Source organism: Mesorhizobium sp. B2-2-4 (genome assembly GCF_006442375.1).
GTDB lineage: Bacteria > Pseudomonadota > Alphaproteobacteria > Rhizobiales > Rhizobiaceae > Mesorhizobium.
Genome location: NZ_VFWB01000007.1, coordinates 134,782 through 149,829, shown reverse-complemented (window position 1 = coordinate 149,829; position 15,048 = coordinate 134,782). Strand labels below are relative to the sequence as shown.

15 protein-coding genes are annotated in these 15,048 nt (G+C 63.7%); 8 read left to right on the top strand and 7 right to left on the bottom strand.

Translation table 11 applies throughout. From position 1 onward, the window contains the following. Window positions 1–30: 30 nt before the first annotated feature. Both FJ959_RS19265 and FJ959_RS19260 read left to right on the top strand, forming a co-directional pair. Window positions 31–1,284 (top strand): multidrug efflux MFS transporter, encoded by a 1,254-nt coding sequence (locus tag FJ959_RS19265; RefSeq protein ID WP_140521761.1) that lies wholly within the window; start codon window positions 31–33, stop codon window positions 1,282–1,284. A 36-nt stretch (window positions 1,285–1,320) separates the two neighbouring features. Next, on the top strand, window positions 1,321–1,686 hold the full coding sequence (locus tag FJ959_RS19260) for a DUF423 domain-containing protein (protein WP_140521759.1): 366 nt from the start codon (window positions 1,321–1,323) through the stop codon (window positions 1,684–1,686). A 15-nt stretch (window positions 1,687–1,701) separates the two neighbouring features. On the opposite strand, the gene FJ959_RS31840 is transcribed toward FJ959_RS19260, so the two are convergent. Both FJ959_RS31840 and FJ959_RS19255 read right to left on the bottom strand, forming a co-directional pair. Beyond that, on the bottom strand, window positions 1,702–1,851 hold the full coding sequence (locus FJ959_RS31840; RefSeq protein ID WP_181165119.1) for a hypothetical protein: 150 nt from the start codon (window positions 1,849–1,851) through the stop codon (window positions 1,702–1,704). A gap of 64 nt (window positions 1,852–1,915) precedes the next feature. Beyond that, entirely contained in the window at window positions 1,916–2,059 is a 144-nt protein-coding gene (locus FJ959_RS19255) for a hypothetical protein (RefSeq protein ID WP_140494076.1), read from the bottom strand. A gap of 165 nt (window positions 2,060–2,224) precedes the next feature. Here FJ959_RS19255 and FJ959_RS19250 point away from each other — a divergent pair, with 165 nt between their 5' ends. Continuing rightward, window positions 2,225–3,301: a substrate-binding domain-containing protein gene (locus tag FJ959_RS19250; protein WP_140560566.1), complete on the top strand. Its 1,077-nt coding sequence runs from the start codon at window positions 2,225–2,227 to the stop codon at window positions 3,299–3,301. Between the two features lie 15 nt (window positions 3,302–3,316). Here FJ959_RS19250 and FJ959_RS19245 read toward each other — a convergent pair whose 3' ends face one another. After that, window positions 3,317–4,495, bottom strand: coding sequence for an OpgC family protein (locus FJ959_RS19245; RefSeq protein WP_140631529.1), 1,179 nt, complete (start codon window positions 4,493–4,495; stop codon window positions 3,317–3,319). 201 nt (window positions 4,496–4,696) lie between these two features. Here FJ959_RS19245 and FJ959_RS19240 point away from each other — a divergent pair, with 201 nt between their 5' ends. Then, window positions 4,697–5,356, top strand: a complete 660-nt coding sequence (locus FJ959_RS19240) for an alpha/beta hydrolase (RefSeq protein ID WP_140494082.1) — start codon at window positions 4,697–4,699, stop codon at window positions 5,354–5,356. 24 nt (window positions 5,357–5,380) lie between these two features. On the opposite strand, the gene FJ959_RS19235 is transcribed toward FJ959_RS19240, so the two are convergent. Beyond that, complete coding sequence (locus FJ959_RS19235; protein WP_140494084.1) at window positions 5,381–6,001, bottom strand: TetR/AcrR family transcriptional regulator C-terminal domain-containing protein; 621 nt, start codon at window positions 5,999–6,001, stop codon at window positions 5,381–5,383. Between the two features lie 80 nt (window positions 6,002–6,081). Here FJ959_RS19235 and FJ959_RS19230 point away from each other — a divergent pair, with 80 nt between their 5' ends. Further along, window positions 6,082–7,272 (top strand): TCR/Tet family MFS transporter, encoded by a 1,191-nt coding sequence (locus FJ959_RS19230; protein ID WP_140631527.1) that lies wholly within the window; start codon window positions 6,082–6,084, stop codon window positions 7,270–7,272. Window positions 7,273–7,296: 24 nt separating this feature from the next. On the opposite strand, the gene sthA is transcribed toward FJ959_RS19230, so the two are convergent. After that, on the bottom strand, window positions 7,297–8,685 hold the full coding sequence (sthA, locus tag FJ959_RS19225; protein WP_140494088.1) for a Si-specific NAD(P)(+) transhydrogenase: 1,389 nt from the start codon (window positions 8,683–8,685) through the stop codon (window positions 7,297–7,299). 201 nt (window positions 8,686–8,886) lie between these two features. Here sthA and FJ959_RS19220 point away from each other — a divergent pair, with 201 nt between their 5' ends. The 3 genes from FJ959_RS19220 (at window position 8,887) to FJ959_RS19210 (ending at window position 11,283) form a co-directional block, all read left to right on the top strand. After that, on the top strand, window positions 8,887–9,357 hold the full coding sequence (locus FJ959_RS19220; RefSeq protein WP_140521755.1) for an RDD family protein: 471 nt from the start codon (window positions 8,887–8,889) through the stop codon (window positions 9,355–9,357). Between the two features lie 138 nt (window positions 9,358–9,495). Next, on the top strand, window positions 9,496–10,260 hold the full coding sequence (locus tag FJ959_RS19215) for an arginyltransferase (protein WP_140494092.1): 765 nt from the start codon (window positions 9,496–9,498) through the stop codon (window positions 10,258–10,260). Between the two features lie 126 nt (window positions 10,261–10,386). Further along, the gene (locus FJ959_RS19210; protein WP_140631524.1) at window positions 10,387–11,283 is read left to right on the top strand and encodes a DMT family transporter; all 897 of its coding nucleotides are present in this window, start codon (window positions 10,387–10,389) and stop codon (window positions 11,281–11,283) included. Here FJ959_RS19210 and FJ959_RS19205 read toward each other — a convergent pair. Further along, window positions 11,271–12,470, bottom strand: coding sequence for an AI-2E family transporter (locus FJ959_RS19205; protein WP_140515657.1), 1,200 nt, complete (start codon window positions 12,468–12,470; stop codon window positions 11,271–11,273). The genes FJ959_RS19210 and FJ959_RS19205 overlap by 13 nt on opposite strands. 242 nt (window positions 12,471–12,712) lie before the next feature. Continuing rightward, window positions 12,713–14,965, bottom strand: a complete 2,253-nt coding sequence (gene parC, locus FJ959_RS19200) for a DNA topoisomerase IV subunit A (protein ID WP_140631521.1) — start codon at window positions 14,963–14,965, stop codon at window positions 12,713–12,715. Window positions 14,966–15,048 lie beyond the last annotated feature (83 nt).

The window sequence follows — 15,048 nt, the reverse complement described above, 5'->3', positions numbered from 1 at the left end:
ACAACAATCCCTGGCACACGCAGGCACGGCATGACGCAGAACGATACGGAACAGGGCGGCTACAATATCCACTGGCGGCGCAATCTCGCCGTCTGCTTCGCGGGTTCGTTCAGCACGCTCATCGCCATGACCCTGCTCTTGCCGTTCCTGCCGCTCTATGTCGAGCAACTGGGCGTCGAGGGCCATGCGGCGATCGTGCAATGGTCGGGCATCGCCTATGGGGCGACCTTCTTCGCGGCGGCGCTCGTTGCGCCGTTATGGGGACGGCTCGGCGACCGCTACGGCCGCAAGCTGATGCTGGTGCGCGCCTCCTTCGGCATGGCGATCTGCATGTCGCTGACCGGAATGGTCGAGACGGTCTGGCAATTGGTGCTGCTGCGCCTGCTGATCGGCTTTGCCGGCGGCTATTCCTCCGGCTCGACCATATTGGTGGCCATGCAGACGCCGAAGGACCGCTCCGGCTGGGCGCTCGGTGTCTTGTCCGCTGGCATCACGGCAGGTTCGCTGGTCGGCCCCTTGCTCGGCGGCGCGCTGCCGCCGGTAATCGGCATCCGCGCGACCTTTCTGTTGTCCGGCGGCGTCATCTTCCTTGCCTTTCTGGCGACGACATTCCTGATCAAGGAGAACCAGCGCCCGCAAGCAAGCAAAGCCGCGACGGCGGCAAAGCCGAAGAGCGGCTGGTCGCAAATTGCCGACAAGCGTCCGGTCGTGGCCATGCTGACGACCGGCATGCTGCTGGCCTTCGCCACCATGTCGATCGAGCCGATCATCACCGTCTATGTGCAGCAGCTGATCGAGGACCAGAGCCGGGTGACGCTCGTTGCCGGCGTGGTGATGTCGGCGGCCGCCCTTGGCGCAATCCTGTCGGCGTCATGGCTTGGCAGGCTCGCCGACCGCGTCGGTCACTGGAACGTCGTCGTCGGCGCGCTGGCCGTGTCGGCGCTGCTGCTCATTCCGCAGGCCTTCGTCACCGACGGCTGGCAACTGATCGGGCTGCGCTTCCTGATGGGCCTGGCGCTCGGCGGTTTGCTGCCTTGCATCACCAGCGTCATCCGCCACAACATTCCCGACGGCGTCGGCGGCAACGTGCTCGGTCTTTCGATCTCGGCCCAATATGTCGGCCAGGTCGCCGGACCGCTTGCCGGCGGTTTCGTCGGCGGCCATTTCGGCATGCGGGCGGTGTTTCTCGGCACGTCGGTGCTGATGGCGCTCGGCGCGGTCTACAACTGGATTGTCCAGGCGCGGCGGACGCGGAATATGTTGATGGAAGCGGGCAAGCCCTGACGAACTGCCCAGCCGATCAACCGAAGGAGCGTCGACATGAACCTGACCGAAACGACCGGCAGCCGTCTGCTTGTGCTCGCCGCCGGCATCGTGGGCGCGGCCGGCGTGGCGCTGTCGGCGGCCGCCGCACATCTCGGCGGCGCCTTCACCGGTACGGCGGCATCGTTCCTGCTGATGCACGCACCGGTGTTTCTCGCCGTCGGTCTCCTCGACGCGAATCGCCCGCTGCGGTTAGCCAGCCTGGTGCTGCTCGTCGGGCTCGTGCTTTTCACGGGCGATCTTCTCGCCCGCGATTTTCTCGGATCGAGGCTGTTTCCGATGTCGGCGCCGATCGGAGGCACCCTGCTCATCGCAGGCTGGCTGACCATAGCTGTCTCCGCCGTGGTGCGTCGGCGACCCTGAGATGCGCGGCCGGTTTCAATCCCGGCGACGTTCAAGTCGGATCCAAAGATCGCGGTTGCGCGCCGAGAGCGTCGCGCGGCGCGGCGCCTCTGGCCGCTCCGCGGCCGTGCCGATGCCCCAATAATTGCGATAAATGTCGTCGAACAGATGCTTCATGGGATGCATGGCTCTTCTCCTCTTGATTTGAATTGAATCGATCCAATAGGCCGACGCAAAAAATTCACGCCAGTCAGCTCCGCTTGCGCGCCACCAGGAAGCGCAGATCGCGAATCCACGGGCTTGTTCCGCCGCGGCGCTTGGACTTGTTGGCGGCCGACCCGATGCTCCAGTCGTTGCGATAGATGTCTTCGAACAGATAGTTAACAGGATGCATGGCGCACCTCCCATCTAGGTTTAATCCAGCAGGCAGATTCTTAGTTGGATCGATTCAAAGATAGGCCTATGGAAGCCGCCGGTCAAGCAAAATTTGAATCGATCCAACGAAAGTGCTAGATGCAAATCGGGAACGTGCTAAATGCATGTCAGGAGGCACGCGCAAATGGCGTCACTCACCGCAGGCAATCGACGACCCGTCCGGCTGGCCGACATCGCCAAGGCAGCCGGTGTTTCGCACGGCACCGCCTCCAACGTTTTCAGCCGCCCCGAGATCGTGCGCGAAGAAGTCCGCGAACGGGTCCGTGCGGCGGCCGAGGCGATGGGCTATGCCGGCCCCGATCCCAAGGGCCGCCTGCTGCGGGCCGGGAAGGTCAACGCCATTGGCGTGGCCACCGCAGAGCCCCTCTCCTATTTCTTCGAGGATCCCTTCGCGCGCGTGATGATGGCGGGTATCTCGCAGGCCTGCGATGCGACCGGGGCCGGGATCTCATTGGTCTCGGCGGCCAACACCGAACAGCTTGCCTGGAATATCCAGAGCGCCCTTGTCGACGGCTTCATCGTCTTCTGTATCGAAGGCGGCTCGCGCCTTGTCGAATTGGCGCGTGAGCGCAAACTGCCGTTCGTGGCGCTGGATCTGGATTCGGAAGACGGGTCCGTCGCGGCGATCGGCGTCGACAACATCGCCGGCGCCAGCCTGGCGGCGCGCCATCTGACGGAACTCGGGCATCGCCGCTTTGCCGTGCTGGCGCTGCCTTTCGCCGACGGCAGGACAGGCATCATTTCACCCGAGGAGCTTCGCGCCGCGGCCTATGCGGGGACACGCGATCGCCTCACCGGCTACTTCCGGGAGCTTTCGCGGGTTGGCATCGATACATCCAAAGTGCCCGTCTACGAAACCGCCAACGATGCCGCCACCACAAAGGCGGGGCTGGAAACGATCTTTGCTTCCGGCGAACCACCCACGGCCATCCTGGCGATGTCGGACAGGATGGCCTTGGCAACGCTTGAATGGCTGAGCGCGCGCGGGCTGAATGTCCCCGATGATGTTTCGGTCATCGGTTTCGACGGCGTTCCCGAAGCAGCGCTATCCGAGCCGCCACTGACCACCGTCGCACAGCCGATCGCCGAGATGGGCCGGCTTGCGGTCAAGGCGATCCTGGAAAACGACGGCAAGGTCAGTCGGCAATTGCTGCCGGTCGAACTGATCGTGCGCGCCTCCTCGGCTCCACCGCGCCGCTGAACCGGCTCGCCGACCTCAGCGGTTGGCTCTAGCCACGGCCGAGATACCGAACGACGCCTGGACGGGCTTGGCGTCCTTTTGCGTCGTCCTGGCTTTCCCCGAACCCCCGATGGTCGACAACCATTCGAGGTAGAAAGCGAGCGCGAACTGCATGGCGATGCCGGCGGCGAGCAGCAGGCTGTCATAGGCGAGGCCGCCGGGATTGATCAGCTTCATCACCTGGGCGACCATGGCGATCAGCGTGCCGGCGATGAACACCGGCAGCGAGCGCTTGCCGAGTATCGCCAGCGGATGGTCGGGTCCGGTGCGGAACAGGTTCGAGACCACAGGCAGTGCCACCACCAGATAGCTGACCGCCAGGATGTGCAGCAGCCGCGGGAGCGACAGGAATGTCTTGTCGAAGCCGGTCAGCACCACCGGCAGGTCGAACCAGGTCACCTGGCCCCAAAGCGGACTATGTACCCATGCCAGCGCGGCCAGGACATAGGCCGCGGCCGCGCCGATAAGCCAGCGGTTGACCGGGACGACGCCGCCGCGCCTGACATGCAGCATGGCGGCAAGGCCGATGTTGAACAGGATCTGCCAGGACAGCGGGTTGAGGAACCAGAGGCCGGGCTCGGGATAGTTCGGCGGGGCGATCTGCCAGATGCCGGCAACAAGCCATAGCAAGCCGGACACTGTCAGCGCTGCAAGCGGCCTGTAGCTGATGAACAGCAAGAAGGCCGGCGCCAGCAAAAGCAGGACCGCGTAGACCGGCAGGATGTTGTTGTAGCCGAGCTGGTGGCCGAGCGTGACGATACCGACCAGCACCTCGGGCGTGTCCTTCATCAGCGGTTCGATGTTGATCAGCTTCAGCAGTTCCGGCCGCCGGCCGAACACCGCCGCGGCACAGAACATTGCCATCACCGCCATCGTGGTGACGATATGGGCGATATAGAGCACGCCTGCCCGCCGCCACATTTTCAGCGTCGCGAGCAGCCGGCCTCCCGGGCGGAACTTCGTGCCATAGGCAAGCGCGACCGAAATGCCCGATATCAGCACGAAAGCCTCGGCCGCATCCGAAAAGCCGAAATTCTTGTAGGTCAGGGTCTCGAAAGCCGTGCCCGGCACATGGTCGACGAAGATCGTCAGCAGCGCGAGCGCACGCAGCACATCGATGCGCGTATCGCGCTCGGTTGGAACTGGGGTGGTCATCGACAAAAGGCCTCAAAGCTGGTTGTTCATGCCCAGCAATGCGACCCCCGGCGCACCGCTTCGATTCCTCCGCGAGGGAGTATATCGGCGCAGAAACGGACTGAAATGCGCCCGGTTCAATCAACTTTCGCGGAGCATGAAAATATTGCGTTTTGAAGCCGGCAAATTGAGTGAAATGAAATGTAATCAAAAGGATATGGCATGAGCGATACAAGCGTCGAAAACAGCCTGCCGCGGCTGGATCTGGCCTTCCCCTATCGCTTCTTCGGATCCGGCGGGGCCAGCGACGAATGCCTGTTCCTGCTGCATGGATCAGGTGTCGACGAGACGACCCTGGTGCCGCTGGCGAGGCAGATCGCACCGCATGCCTGCCTGGTCGCCGTGCGTGGCCGCATCGTTCAGGATGACGGCTTCCGCTGGTTCGAGCGAATCACGCCGACCAGCTTCGAGCAGGCCAGCATCCGCCGCGAGACGGCCGCTTTCGCGCGCTTCGTGGCCGAGGCCATGGAGCGGCACCGGATCGATCCGAAGCGCATGGCCTTTCTCGGCTATTCCAATGGTGCCAATCTGGTTTCCAGCCTGATGCTGCTCCATCCCGGCCTTGTCGGACGGGCGGCACTGCTGCGGCCGATGCCGGTGCTGGACGAGACGCCGGCAACCGATCTGACCGGCATCAAGGCGCTGATTGTCGCCGGCGCCGCCGACCTGACCTACGGACCCTTCGCGCCGGCGCTGGTAACGCTGCTCAGCCAGCGCGGCGCCGAGGTCGACGCGCGTATCGTCGCTTCGGGCCATGAAATCGGCGACCCCGATGCCGCGATCGTGCGGCAATGGCTTGCCCCGCCCGCTCCTGCCGCCTGACGGGCAAGACGCGGATCGCCGCGCTCAGCCTCCTTCAGCGATGCCGGCCTGCGCCCCGGCAATCAGCAAGTCGAGGCCGCTTTCGAACAGCGCCTCGTGACCGCCCGCACGATAATCGGCCAGGGCCTGGCTGAGCAGCGGGTAACCGCTTGCCTTGGCATCGAGCGCCGCACCTCGACCCGGGCCGGCCGGATATTCTGCCTGTTCCTCGAGGACGCAGCCCACCGTGTAGCGCCCGACGATCATCAGCAACCGCATGGCCATGACGGAAGGCATGCCGGCCTCGCGCAGAAAAGTGAGCAACCGTTCGACATGTTCGAGATCGCCCGGATCGGCCTCGGTACCGGCATGGACGCGCGCACCGTCGCGATAGGCCATCAAGGCGCCGCGGAAGCTGCGGGCGTTGTTGCGTACGAATTCCTGCCAGCTCTCGCCCGGCAGCGGTACCTGATGTCCATGGCCGCGCCGCAGGATCTCCTCGTTCATTGCGTCGAGCAGGGCGCGCTTGTTCCTGAAATGCCAGTAGAGTGCCGGCTGCTGGACCTTGAGCCGCTGCGCCAGCAGCCGGGTCGAGAGCGCATCGATGCCGACGTCGTTCAACAGCTCGAGCGCCTGCGCGACGATCAGCGCCTTGTCCAGCTTCATATGCACCTCGCTTGCCCAGCCAATTTATCGGTGATAAACGCCACCTTATCACCGATAAATTTTAGGAAAGAAGCATCTCGATGAAAAGGGCCTATCTTGTCGTGCTGACGGCAATGGCGCTGGACGCGGCCGGCATCGGGCTGATCATGCCGGTGCTGCCGGGGCTGTTGCGCGAGGTTGGCCATGTCGAGGACATCGGCTGGATTTTCGGCGCGTTCCTCGCCGCCTATGCCGCGATGCAGGTGCTGTTTTCGCCCCTGCTCGGCGCGTTGTCCGACCGCTACGGCCGCCGGCCGGTGCTGCTTCTGTCGCTTGCCGGGTCGATGCTCGATTATCTGTTCATGACCTTCGCGCCGTCGCTGCCGCTGCTGTTCGTCGGCCGACTGATCGCCGGCATAACGGGCGCCAGTATGGCGGTGGCCTCCGCCTATATGGTCGACATCAGCAGCGAAGAGCGGCGCGCCCGCGCCTTCGGCCATCTGAGCGCCGCTTTTGGCGTCGGATTCATCGCCGGTCCGGCGCTCGGCGGCCTGCTCGGCGATGTATGGCTGCGCGCGCCGTTCCTGGCGGCGGCAGGGTTCACCGGCATCAATCTGGCGCTGGCCTTCCTTCTGCTGCCGGAGCCGGAGCGGGTCGGCGGCACAGGCGAGCCGCTGTCGTTCAACCCGCTGGCGCCGCTGCGTTGGGCCCTGACTTTTCCGGCCCTCCTGCCGCTGCTCGGCGCCTTTGCCGTGCTCGGCCTTGTCGGCGAAGTCGGCGGCACGGTCTGGGTTCTCTACGTGCAGGACAAATTCGGCTGGAGCCTTTTCACCGTGGGCATCTCGCTGGCATTGTTCGGCCTCTTCCATGCCGGGGCCCAGGGTTTCGTCGCCGGACCGATCGCCGAGCGCTGGGGCGAAAGGCGAGCGCTCATGGTCGCCATCCTTGCCGACAGCACGGCCTATGTATCGATCGCGCTGGCCTGGCAAGGCTGGATGGCGTTCGCGCTGTTGCCGCTTGTCTGTCTCGGCGGCATCGGAGCCCCGGCGCTGCAATCGTTGCTGACGTCACGTGTCGCGGCAAATCACCAGGGGCGATTGCAAGGTGTGCTCACCAGCATGACGAGCCTGGTCTCGGTGTTCGGACCACTCGTGATCGCCATGCTCTATTTTCGCACTCGAATGGTCTTCCCAGGCATGGTGTGGGTCGCGGGCGCGACCCTCTATGTCCTCTGCCTGCCCCTGCTGCTCGCAACCGGATTGCCCACGGCCAAACGGGAGGCGGCGGAGTGAGGATAATAGTGGCTGGCGACAGGTTTATCCCTGCCCCATCCTGTTCCAGGCGTCCAGCCCGGCGATCTTATAGGCCTCGGCCAGCGTGGGATAGTTGAATGTATTGTTGACAAAGAAGTCGACCGTGCCACCCAGATTGATCACCGCCTGGCCGATGTGAATCAGTTCGGTGGCGCCCTCGCCGACGATATGCGCGCCGAGCAAGCGGCGTGTCTCGATCGAGAACAGAAGCTTCAGGAAGCCGGTGTTGACGCCCATGATGTGGCCCCGCGAGGTCTCGCGGAAACGGGCCACGCCAACCTCGTAGGCGGCGCCGCTCTCGCGCACCTGTTCCTCGGATTGGCCGACGGTGGAGATCTCGGGCACCGCGTAAATGCCATAAGGAAAGGTTTCCGGCGGCGGCGGCAATGTCACGCCGAAAGCATGGCACGCGGCTACCCGGCCCTGCTCCATCGAGGTGGAGGCCAGGCTCGGAAAGCCGATCACGTCGCCGGCGGCGTAAATGTTGGGCACGCTGGTCTGGAAGGTGTGCGGATCGACCTTGATGCGTCCCCTGGAGTCAGCCTCGATGCCGACCGCATCGAGGCCGAGGCTACCGACATTGCCGGTGCGGCCCGCGGCGTAGAGCACGATCTCGGAACGTATGGTGCGCCCGTCGGCCAGCGTGACCTCTGCATGGTCGGGCCTGGAGGCAATCTCCTTCACGGCGCTTCCCAGCCGGATGGTCATGCCGCGGTCGCGCATCTGGTGGATGAAGTCGTCGACGATCTCGCGGTCGACGAAATCGAGGATCGTGTTGCGCGGCTCGACCAGCGTCACCGGCACGTCGAGTGCCGAAAAGATCGTCGCGTATTCGACGCCGATGACCCCGGCGCCGATGACCGTCAGCGTGCGCGGCAAGCGGTCGAGCTCGAGCATTTCGTCACTGTCGAACACGCGGCTCTTGTCGAACGGCACGTCGCCCGGCCGGTGCGGCCTGGTGCCGACGGCGATCAGCGCATTGGCGAAGCCGACCTCGCTGTAGTCGCCATTGTCCGATGTCAGGCTGACCCTGTTGGGCCCGAGAAATTTCACCGCGGCGCGGGAGCTCTTGACCGTGTTGCGCATGAACTGGTGCTGCAGCACCTCGACCTCGTGGTCGAGCGTCTTGTGCAGGCGCTCGACCAAGTCTCCGACCGAGATGTCCTGCTTAACCCGATAGCCGCGCCCATAGAAGCCGCGCTCACGCCAGCCCGAGAGATTGAGCACGGTTTCGCGCAGCGTCTTCGACGGAATGGTGCCCGTGTGCACGGAAACGCCGCCCAGGCGCCGCCCCCTGTCGACGACCAGTACCGATTTGCCGAGTTTGGCCGATTGTACAGCGGCACGACGGCCGGAAGGGCCGCTGCCAATGACCAGCATGTCGTAATCCATCCTGCCCGTCCCTGCCCCTTGGCGCTTTTGGTGCGCCGCAACAAGCTAACGCCATGTCAGGCGCGAATTCAACCGGCCCGCCGGCCGCTTCCCCCGCCTTGCGCACCGGGAAAGGCTCGATCTTGATTCCGCCATCAGCCTTTACCATTTTCCCAGCAGGTGGGGCGCAGGCTAAGCAGGCCCCTGTTACGAGGAAATTACATGAACGCTCGCGTTCTCGACGGTGAAATCATCAATACCAGGCTCGACGACGTGAGGGCCTATGAAGGCGTACGCACGCGGCGTGTCCTGGCGGTCATGATCGACTATGTCATTGTCGCGCTGCTCATCATCCCTGTCGCCATATTAGTGTTCTTCCTCGGGCTTTTGACCCTCGGCCTTGGCTGGATGCTGTTCGGCGTCCTGGTCCCGGCCGTCGCGATTCTCTACATCTGGAACACGCTTGGCAGCGCCAACCAGGCGACCACGGGCATGAAGATGATGGGCATCCGGCTCGATCGGCTCGACGGCAGGCCGATCGACGGGCTCACGGCAGTGGTCCATTCGGTGCTGTTCTGGGCCGGCAACGTCATCCTGTCGCCGCTGGTGCTGCTGGTGACGCTGTTTTCCGATCGCAAGCGCACGCTGCACGACCTGCTGCTCGGCACGGTGGTCAGCCGCACCGGCCGCTGAGGCGCATTTTCGCAAGCATCGCCGCGGCGTCGGCACAAATGTGAAGGCGTCCGCATGGCCACGCCTTCACAATCCTGTTGAATTTTTCGCTTTCCGCGCCAAAGGTAGAGCGATTCGAAGGAGTGTTTCCGAGACTCGATGACGCAGCACCCGACCCAGTCGCCGCAGTTCTTCCTGACCGCGCCGTCGCCGTGCCCCTATCTCGACGGCCAGTTCGAGCGCAAGGTGTTCACGCATCTGGTCGGCGACAAGGCGTCAGAGATGAATGATCTCCTGACCCAAGGCGGGTTCCGCCGCTCCCAGAACATCGCCTACAGGCCGGCCTGCGAAACCTGCCGCGCCTGCGTCTCCGTGCGCATCCTGGCGCAGGAATTCGTCGCCAGCCGCAACATGAAGCGCGTGCTGCAGCACAATTCCGATCTCGTCGGCGCCATGCACAATGCCGAGCCCTCGACCGAACAATATTCGCTGTTCCGCAGCTATCTCGATGCCCGCCACCGCCGCGGCGGCATGTCGGACATGACGGTTCTGGACTACGCCATGATGGTCGAGGACACCCATGTCGACACCAAGGTCATCGAATATCGCCGGCGCGGGCCCGATACTTTCATCACCGGCAAGGGACAGGGCGAGCTGATCGCGGTGGCGCTCACCGACAAGATGGCCGACGGCCTGTCGATGGTGTATTCCTACTTCAATCCCGACTTCGAGGAGCGGTCTCTCGGCACGTTCATGATCCTCGATCACATCGCTCGCGCCAGGGCGATGGGGCTGCCCCATGTCTACCTGGGATACTGGGTCAACGGCTCGCGCAAGATGAATTATAAGATGCGCTTCATGCCGCAGGAGCATCTCGGCCCGAAGGGCTGGGAGCGCTACACCAACGAAGCGGTCTCACGCTGAGTTTTTCCAAGATCCACGTTTAACTGTTTCAACGCAGGGGATGCTGGTCTTTCAGCCGCTTGGCGGGAGAGTGCGTCATTGCGCCGATCGGCTGTCCCATCTGTATTTCATTACGAAAGTTTGCAAATGACGTCCCACAGCGACCACCAGAAGGGCCTTCTGATAACCGCCATTGGCGGCCTGACGCTGACCCTCGACATTCCGCTGATCCGCCTCGCCGATGGCGGCGCATGGACGATCCTGCTCTTGCGCGGGGCCGCCACCTTCATCGCCGCAATGATCATCTGGGCTGTCTGGCGGGCGCTCAGCCGAAACGCGCCTCAGCTCATTCCAGGCTGGTCGGGACTGGCGGCCGCGATATGCTACGGGCTGACCTCGATCACCTTCGTCACCGCCGTCTTCTACACCTCGACCGCCGACCTGGTGTTCATCCTGGCCTTCAACACAGTGTTCGCCGCGCTCTTGTCCTGGTTGTTTCTCCAGGAAAAGCCGCGGGCGGTGACGCTCGCGGCGATGCTGGTCATGATCCTCGGCGTGCTGGTAATCGTCGGCGGATCTGTCGGCACCGGACACCTGTTCGGCAATTTCATGGCGCTGTGTTCGGCCTTCTTCATTTCCGTGGCCATCACCATTTCGCGGGCCAGCGGCAAGGACATGGGCTTCACGGCGCTCGTCGGGGTGGTTCCGTCGCTCGTGCTGGCGGCCTTCATGGTGTCAGGTGAAGACATCCATGTGAGCGCGCCCTGGTGGATCATCTTTAATGGCGCCGTGATCATGCCGATTTCGTTCTTCTGCCTGGCGGCCGGCCCCAAATACATCTCCGGACCGGAAGTGGCGATGTTCTACCTTCTGGAGACCGTGCTGGCACCGGTGTGGGTATGGCTGATCTTTTCCGAAACGCCGTCACGCAACAGCCTGATCGGCGGCGCGATCCTGATCGTCACATTGGTGGTCCATTCGGTGTGGCAGTTGCATGACGGACGCAGGCGCCGCGCCGCCCTTGCGGTGCGTCATCCGGCCTGAATCTTCTTCGCCTCGCCGTCGATCTCGATCAGCGACGGCGAGCCTTCCTGTTCAGGGGAAGCAGGCATCTCGTCCATCATTTCCACCTCGCGCAGCCATTCGCGCCAGATCGCCACCAGCAGTGCCATCAGCACCGGGCCGATGAACAGGCCGAGAAAGCCCATCGTCTTGACGCCGCCGATCAGGCCGAAAAAGGTCGGCAGGAAGGGCAGTTTTATCGGCCCGCCGACGAGCTTCGGTCGCAAGGTCTTGTCGACGATGAACAGTTCGACCGTCCCCCAGATGAACAAAGCCAGGCCGGCCACCGGTGAGCCGCTGGCAGCGAGATAGATCGAAACCAGCGTGAAGGACAGCGGTGCCCCGCCGGGAATCAGCGCCATGACCCCGGTGAGCGCGCCAAGCGTCACGGGCGACGGCACGCCGGCCAGCCAGTAGGCGATGCCGAGCACCAATCCCTCGCCGATGGCGATGACGGTCATGCCGGTCACGGTCGAGGAAATGGTCGCCGGCACGACCCGCGAGATGCGCTCCCACCTCGTCGGCAGGATGCGCTCGCCCAGGCGATCGACCTGGCCCGCGAAATGCTCGCCGTCGCGATAGGCGAAGAACAGCGCGATCATCATGAACAAAAGCGTCAAAAGCAGGCCGAAGGCGCTGCCGCCAGCGGCAAGGACGCCGCGATAGATGCTGCCGATATTGGCGCCGCTGACCAGTTGGATCAGTTCGCCGATGCCGCCGGGATGGCCGAGATTGGTCGTCCATTGCTGGTTCAGCCATTCTCCTACGATAGGCAGCGTGGCGATCCAGTGCGGTGTCGGGGCGCCGTGCCGGTTGGTCTCGATCGCCCAGCCGACCCATTCGCGCACCTCGTTGATGGCGTAGGTGCCCGCGAGCGCGATCGGTATGACCAGGAAGGCAAGGATGAACAATATGGCGAAGGTGGCGGCGATGGTGCGGTTGCCGCCGACACCGGCCAAAAGCCGCCGGTAGAGCGGCCAGCTCGCGAAGGCGATGACCAGCGCGGCCAGCACCGGGAACAGGAAGCCGTGGAAGAAATAGACGCCGGCGGCAACGATCAGCACCAGCAGCCAGCGCGCCGCCGAGAGCGGGGGGATGACGGCGGCTCTGAGCGGCGTCGACAGGCCGAACAGGCGCTGCCCCGGTTTCTGGATCTTCGCTTCCTTCAAACGCTCGTCTCTCCCGGCCATCCCGCTGCTTATGCTCTGATATAGTGCAGCAATCGTGACGATAGTTCAAAAGGTGATGGTGAAGCTGCGGATCTCCCCCCTCGAGGGGGAGATGGCCGGCAGGCCAGAGGGGGTAGCCGCGCGTAAGGCGCTAGCATTCTTTGTTCAAAGCGATGAGGTTGCGTCCAGTCGAACCGACCCCCTCTGTCGCCTTCGGCGGCATCTCCCCTCGAGGGGGGAGATTACCCAAATTTCCCGGTCCTCGGGAAACCCTTCGGCACCATGCGGCCAGCCGACGCGCGGGCGCCGATCCATTCGGCCAATTCCTCGCGCGACCTTGTAAAGGTGCGGTCGGCCGAATCCTGCCAGGAAAGGCCGGTCTCCAGCGTAAACGGCTTGAGATCGAGAAGCCCGCCATCCTTGTATTTCTGCAGCCGCACGCCCTTGCCGCGGCTCATTTCCGGAATGTCGGACAGCGGAAACACCAGCATCTTTCGGTTCTCGCCGACGATGGCCAGATGATCGCCGCCGACCGGCACGCAGCGCTTGGCTTCGTCGGGCGCCTTGACGTTCATCACCTGCTTGCCCTTGCGGGTGTTGGCGACGACCTCTTCCTCCGGCACGATGAAACCGTTGGCGTCATGCGAGACCAGCAGCAGCTTGCGCTTCGGATCGTGGACGAAGGCGGTGACGATGTCCTGGTCATTGTCCATGTCGACGATGATGCGGATCGGCTCGCCATGGCCGCGCCCGCCCGGCAGCCGATCGGCGCCGATGGTGTAAAATTTGCCGCCGGTGGTGAACACCAGGATCTTGTCGGTCGTCTGCGCATGGAAGGCGAGTTTCAGGCTGTCGCCTTCCTTGAACGCAAGCTGCGAATGATCGGTCAGATGACCCTTCATCGCACGCAGCCAGCCCTTTTCCGAAACCACCACGGTGACCGGCTCGCGCTCGATCATGGCATGTGCGATGTCGGTCAGGTCATGCTCGGGCGCATCGGCGAACTGGGTGCGGCGCTTACCGAGCTCGGTCTCGGGGCCGAATTTGTCCCGCAGGCTCGCAACCTCCCACTTGATCGTCCCCCATTGCTTGGCTTCGGACGCAAGCAGCGCCTCGATCTGCTTCTTTTCGGCAGTGAGGCCGTCGAATTCCTTGCGGATCTCAAATTCTTCCAGCTTGCGCAGGGCGCGCAGGCGCATGTTGAGAATGGCTTCGGCCTGGGTGTCGGTGAGCGACCAGCGGGCCATCATGACCTGCTTGGGCTCATCCTCCTCGCGGATGATCTTGATCACCTCGTCGATATTGAGATAGGCGATCAGGTAGCCGGCAAGGATCTCCAGCCGTCTTTCGATCTCGCCGAGGCGATGTTTCGAGCGGCGGATCAGCACGTCGCGGCGATGCTCGAGCCATTCCTGCAGCACGCCCTTCAGCGACAGGACATTGGGCACCTTGCCGCGCGACAGCACGTTCATGTTGAGCGGGAAACGGCTTTCAAGCTCGGTGAGCTTGAACAGCGATTCCATCAGGATGCCGGGATCGACGGAACGGCTCTTGGGCACCAGCACGACGCGGATGTCCTCGGCGCTCTCGTCCCTGATGTCCTCGAGCAGCGGCAATTTGCGCGCCATCAGGAGCTCGGCGATCTTCTCGATCAGCCGCGCCTTCTGCACGCCATAGGGGATTTCGGTGACGACGATGCTCCAGGTGCCCCTGCCCTGGTCTTCCTGGCTCCATTTTGCCCGCACGCGAAAGCCGCCACGGCCGGTTTCATAGGATTCGAGGATGGAGGCTCGGCTATCGACGATGATGCCGCCGGTCGGGAAATCCGGGCCCTGGACGAAATCCATCAGCTTGGCCACCGACGCGTCCCGATGCTCGATCAGGTGAAGGGCGGCGTCGCAAAGTTCGGCCGCGTTGTGCGGCGGGATCGATGTCGCCATGCCGACAGCGATGCCGGACGAGCCATTGGCCAGCAGATTGGGGAAGGCGCCCGGGAGCACCACCGGCTCCTCGTCCTCCTCATTGTAGGTCGGCCGGTAGTCGACGGCATCCTCGGTGATGCCCGCGAGCAGCTCGGTCGCCACATCGGTCATGCGCGCTTCGGTGTAGCGCATGGCGGCGGCGTTATCGCCGTCAATGTTGCCGAAATTGCCCTGGCCGTCGACCAAGGGGTAGCGCATCGAGAAATCCTGCGCCAGCCGCACCAGCGCATCGTAGATCGACTGGTCGCCATGCGGGTGGAACTTGCCCATCACCTCGCCGACGATACGAGCGCATTTGGCGAAGCCCTGGTCGGGGTTCAGGCGCAGCAGGCGCATGGCGTGCATGATGCGGCGATGGACCGGCTTCAGCCCGTCGCGGACATCGGGCAGCGCCCGGTGCATGATGGTCGACAGCGCATAGGCAAGATAGCGCTCTTCGAGCGCCTTCTTCAGATCGACCGGTTCGATGTGATCGCCGCCACCATTGTCAGGCGGCAAAAGCCTTTTTCCCATGGGCTGGAACTAGCCGAGCGGGTGATTCGCGGCAAGAGGGCAAGCCTTGAAGTGGGTGCATGCCCTGCCCTGCAATACGAAGT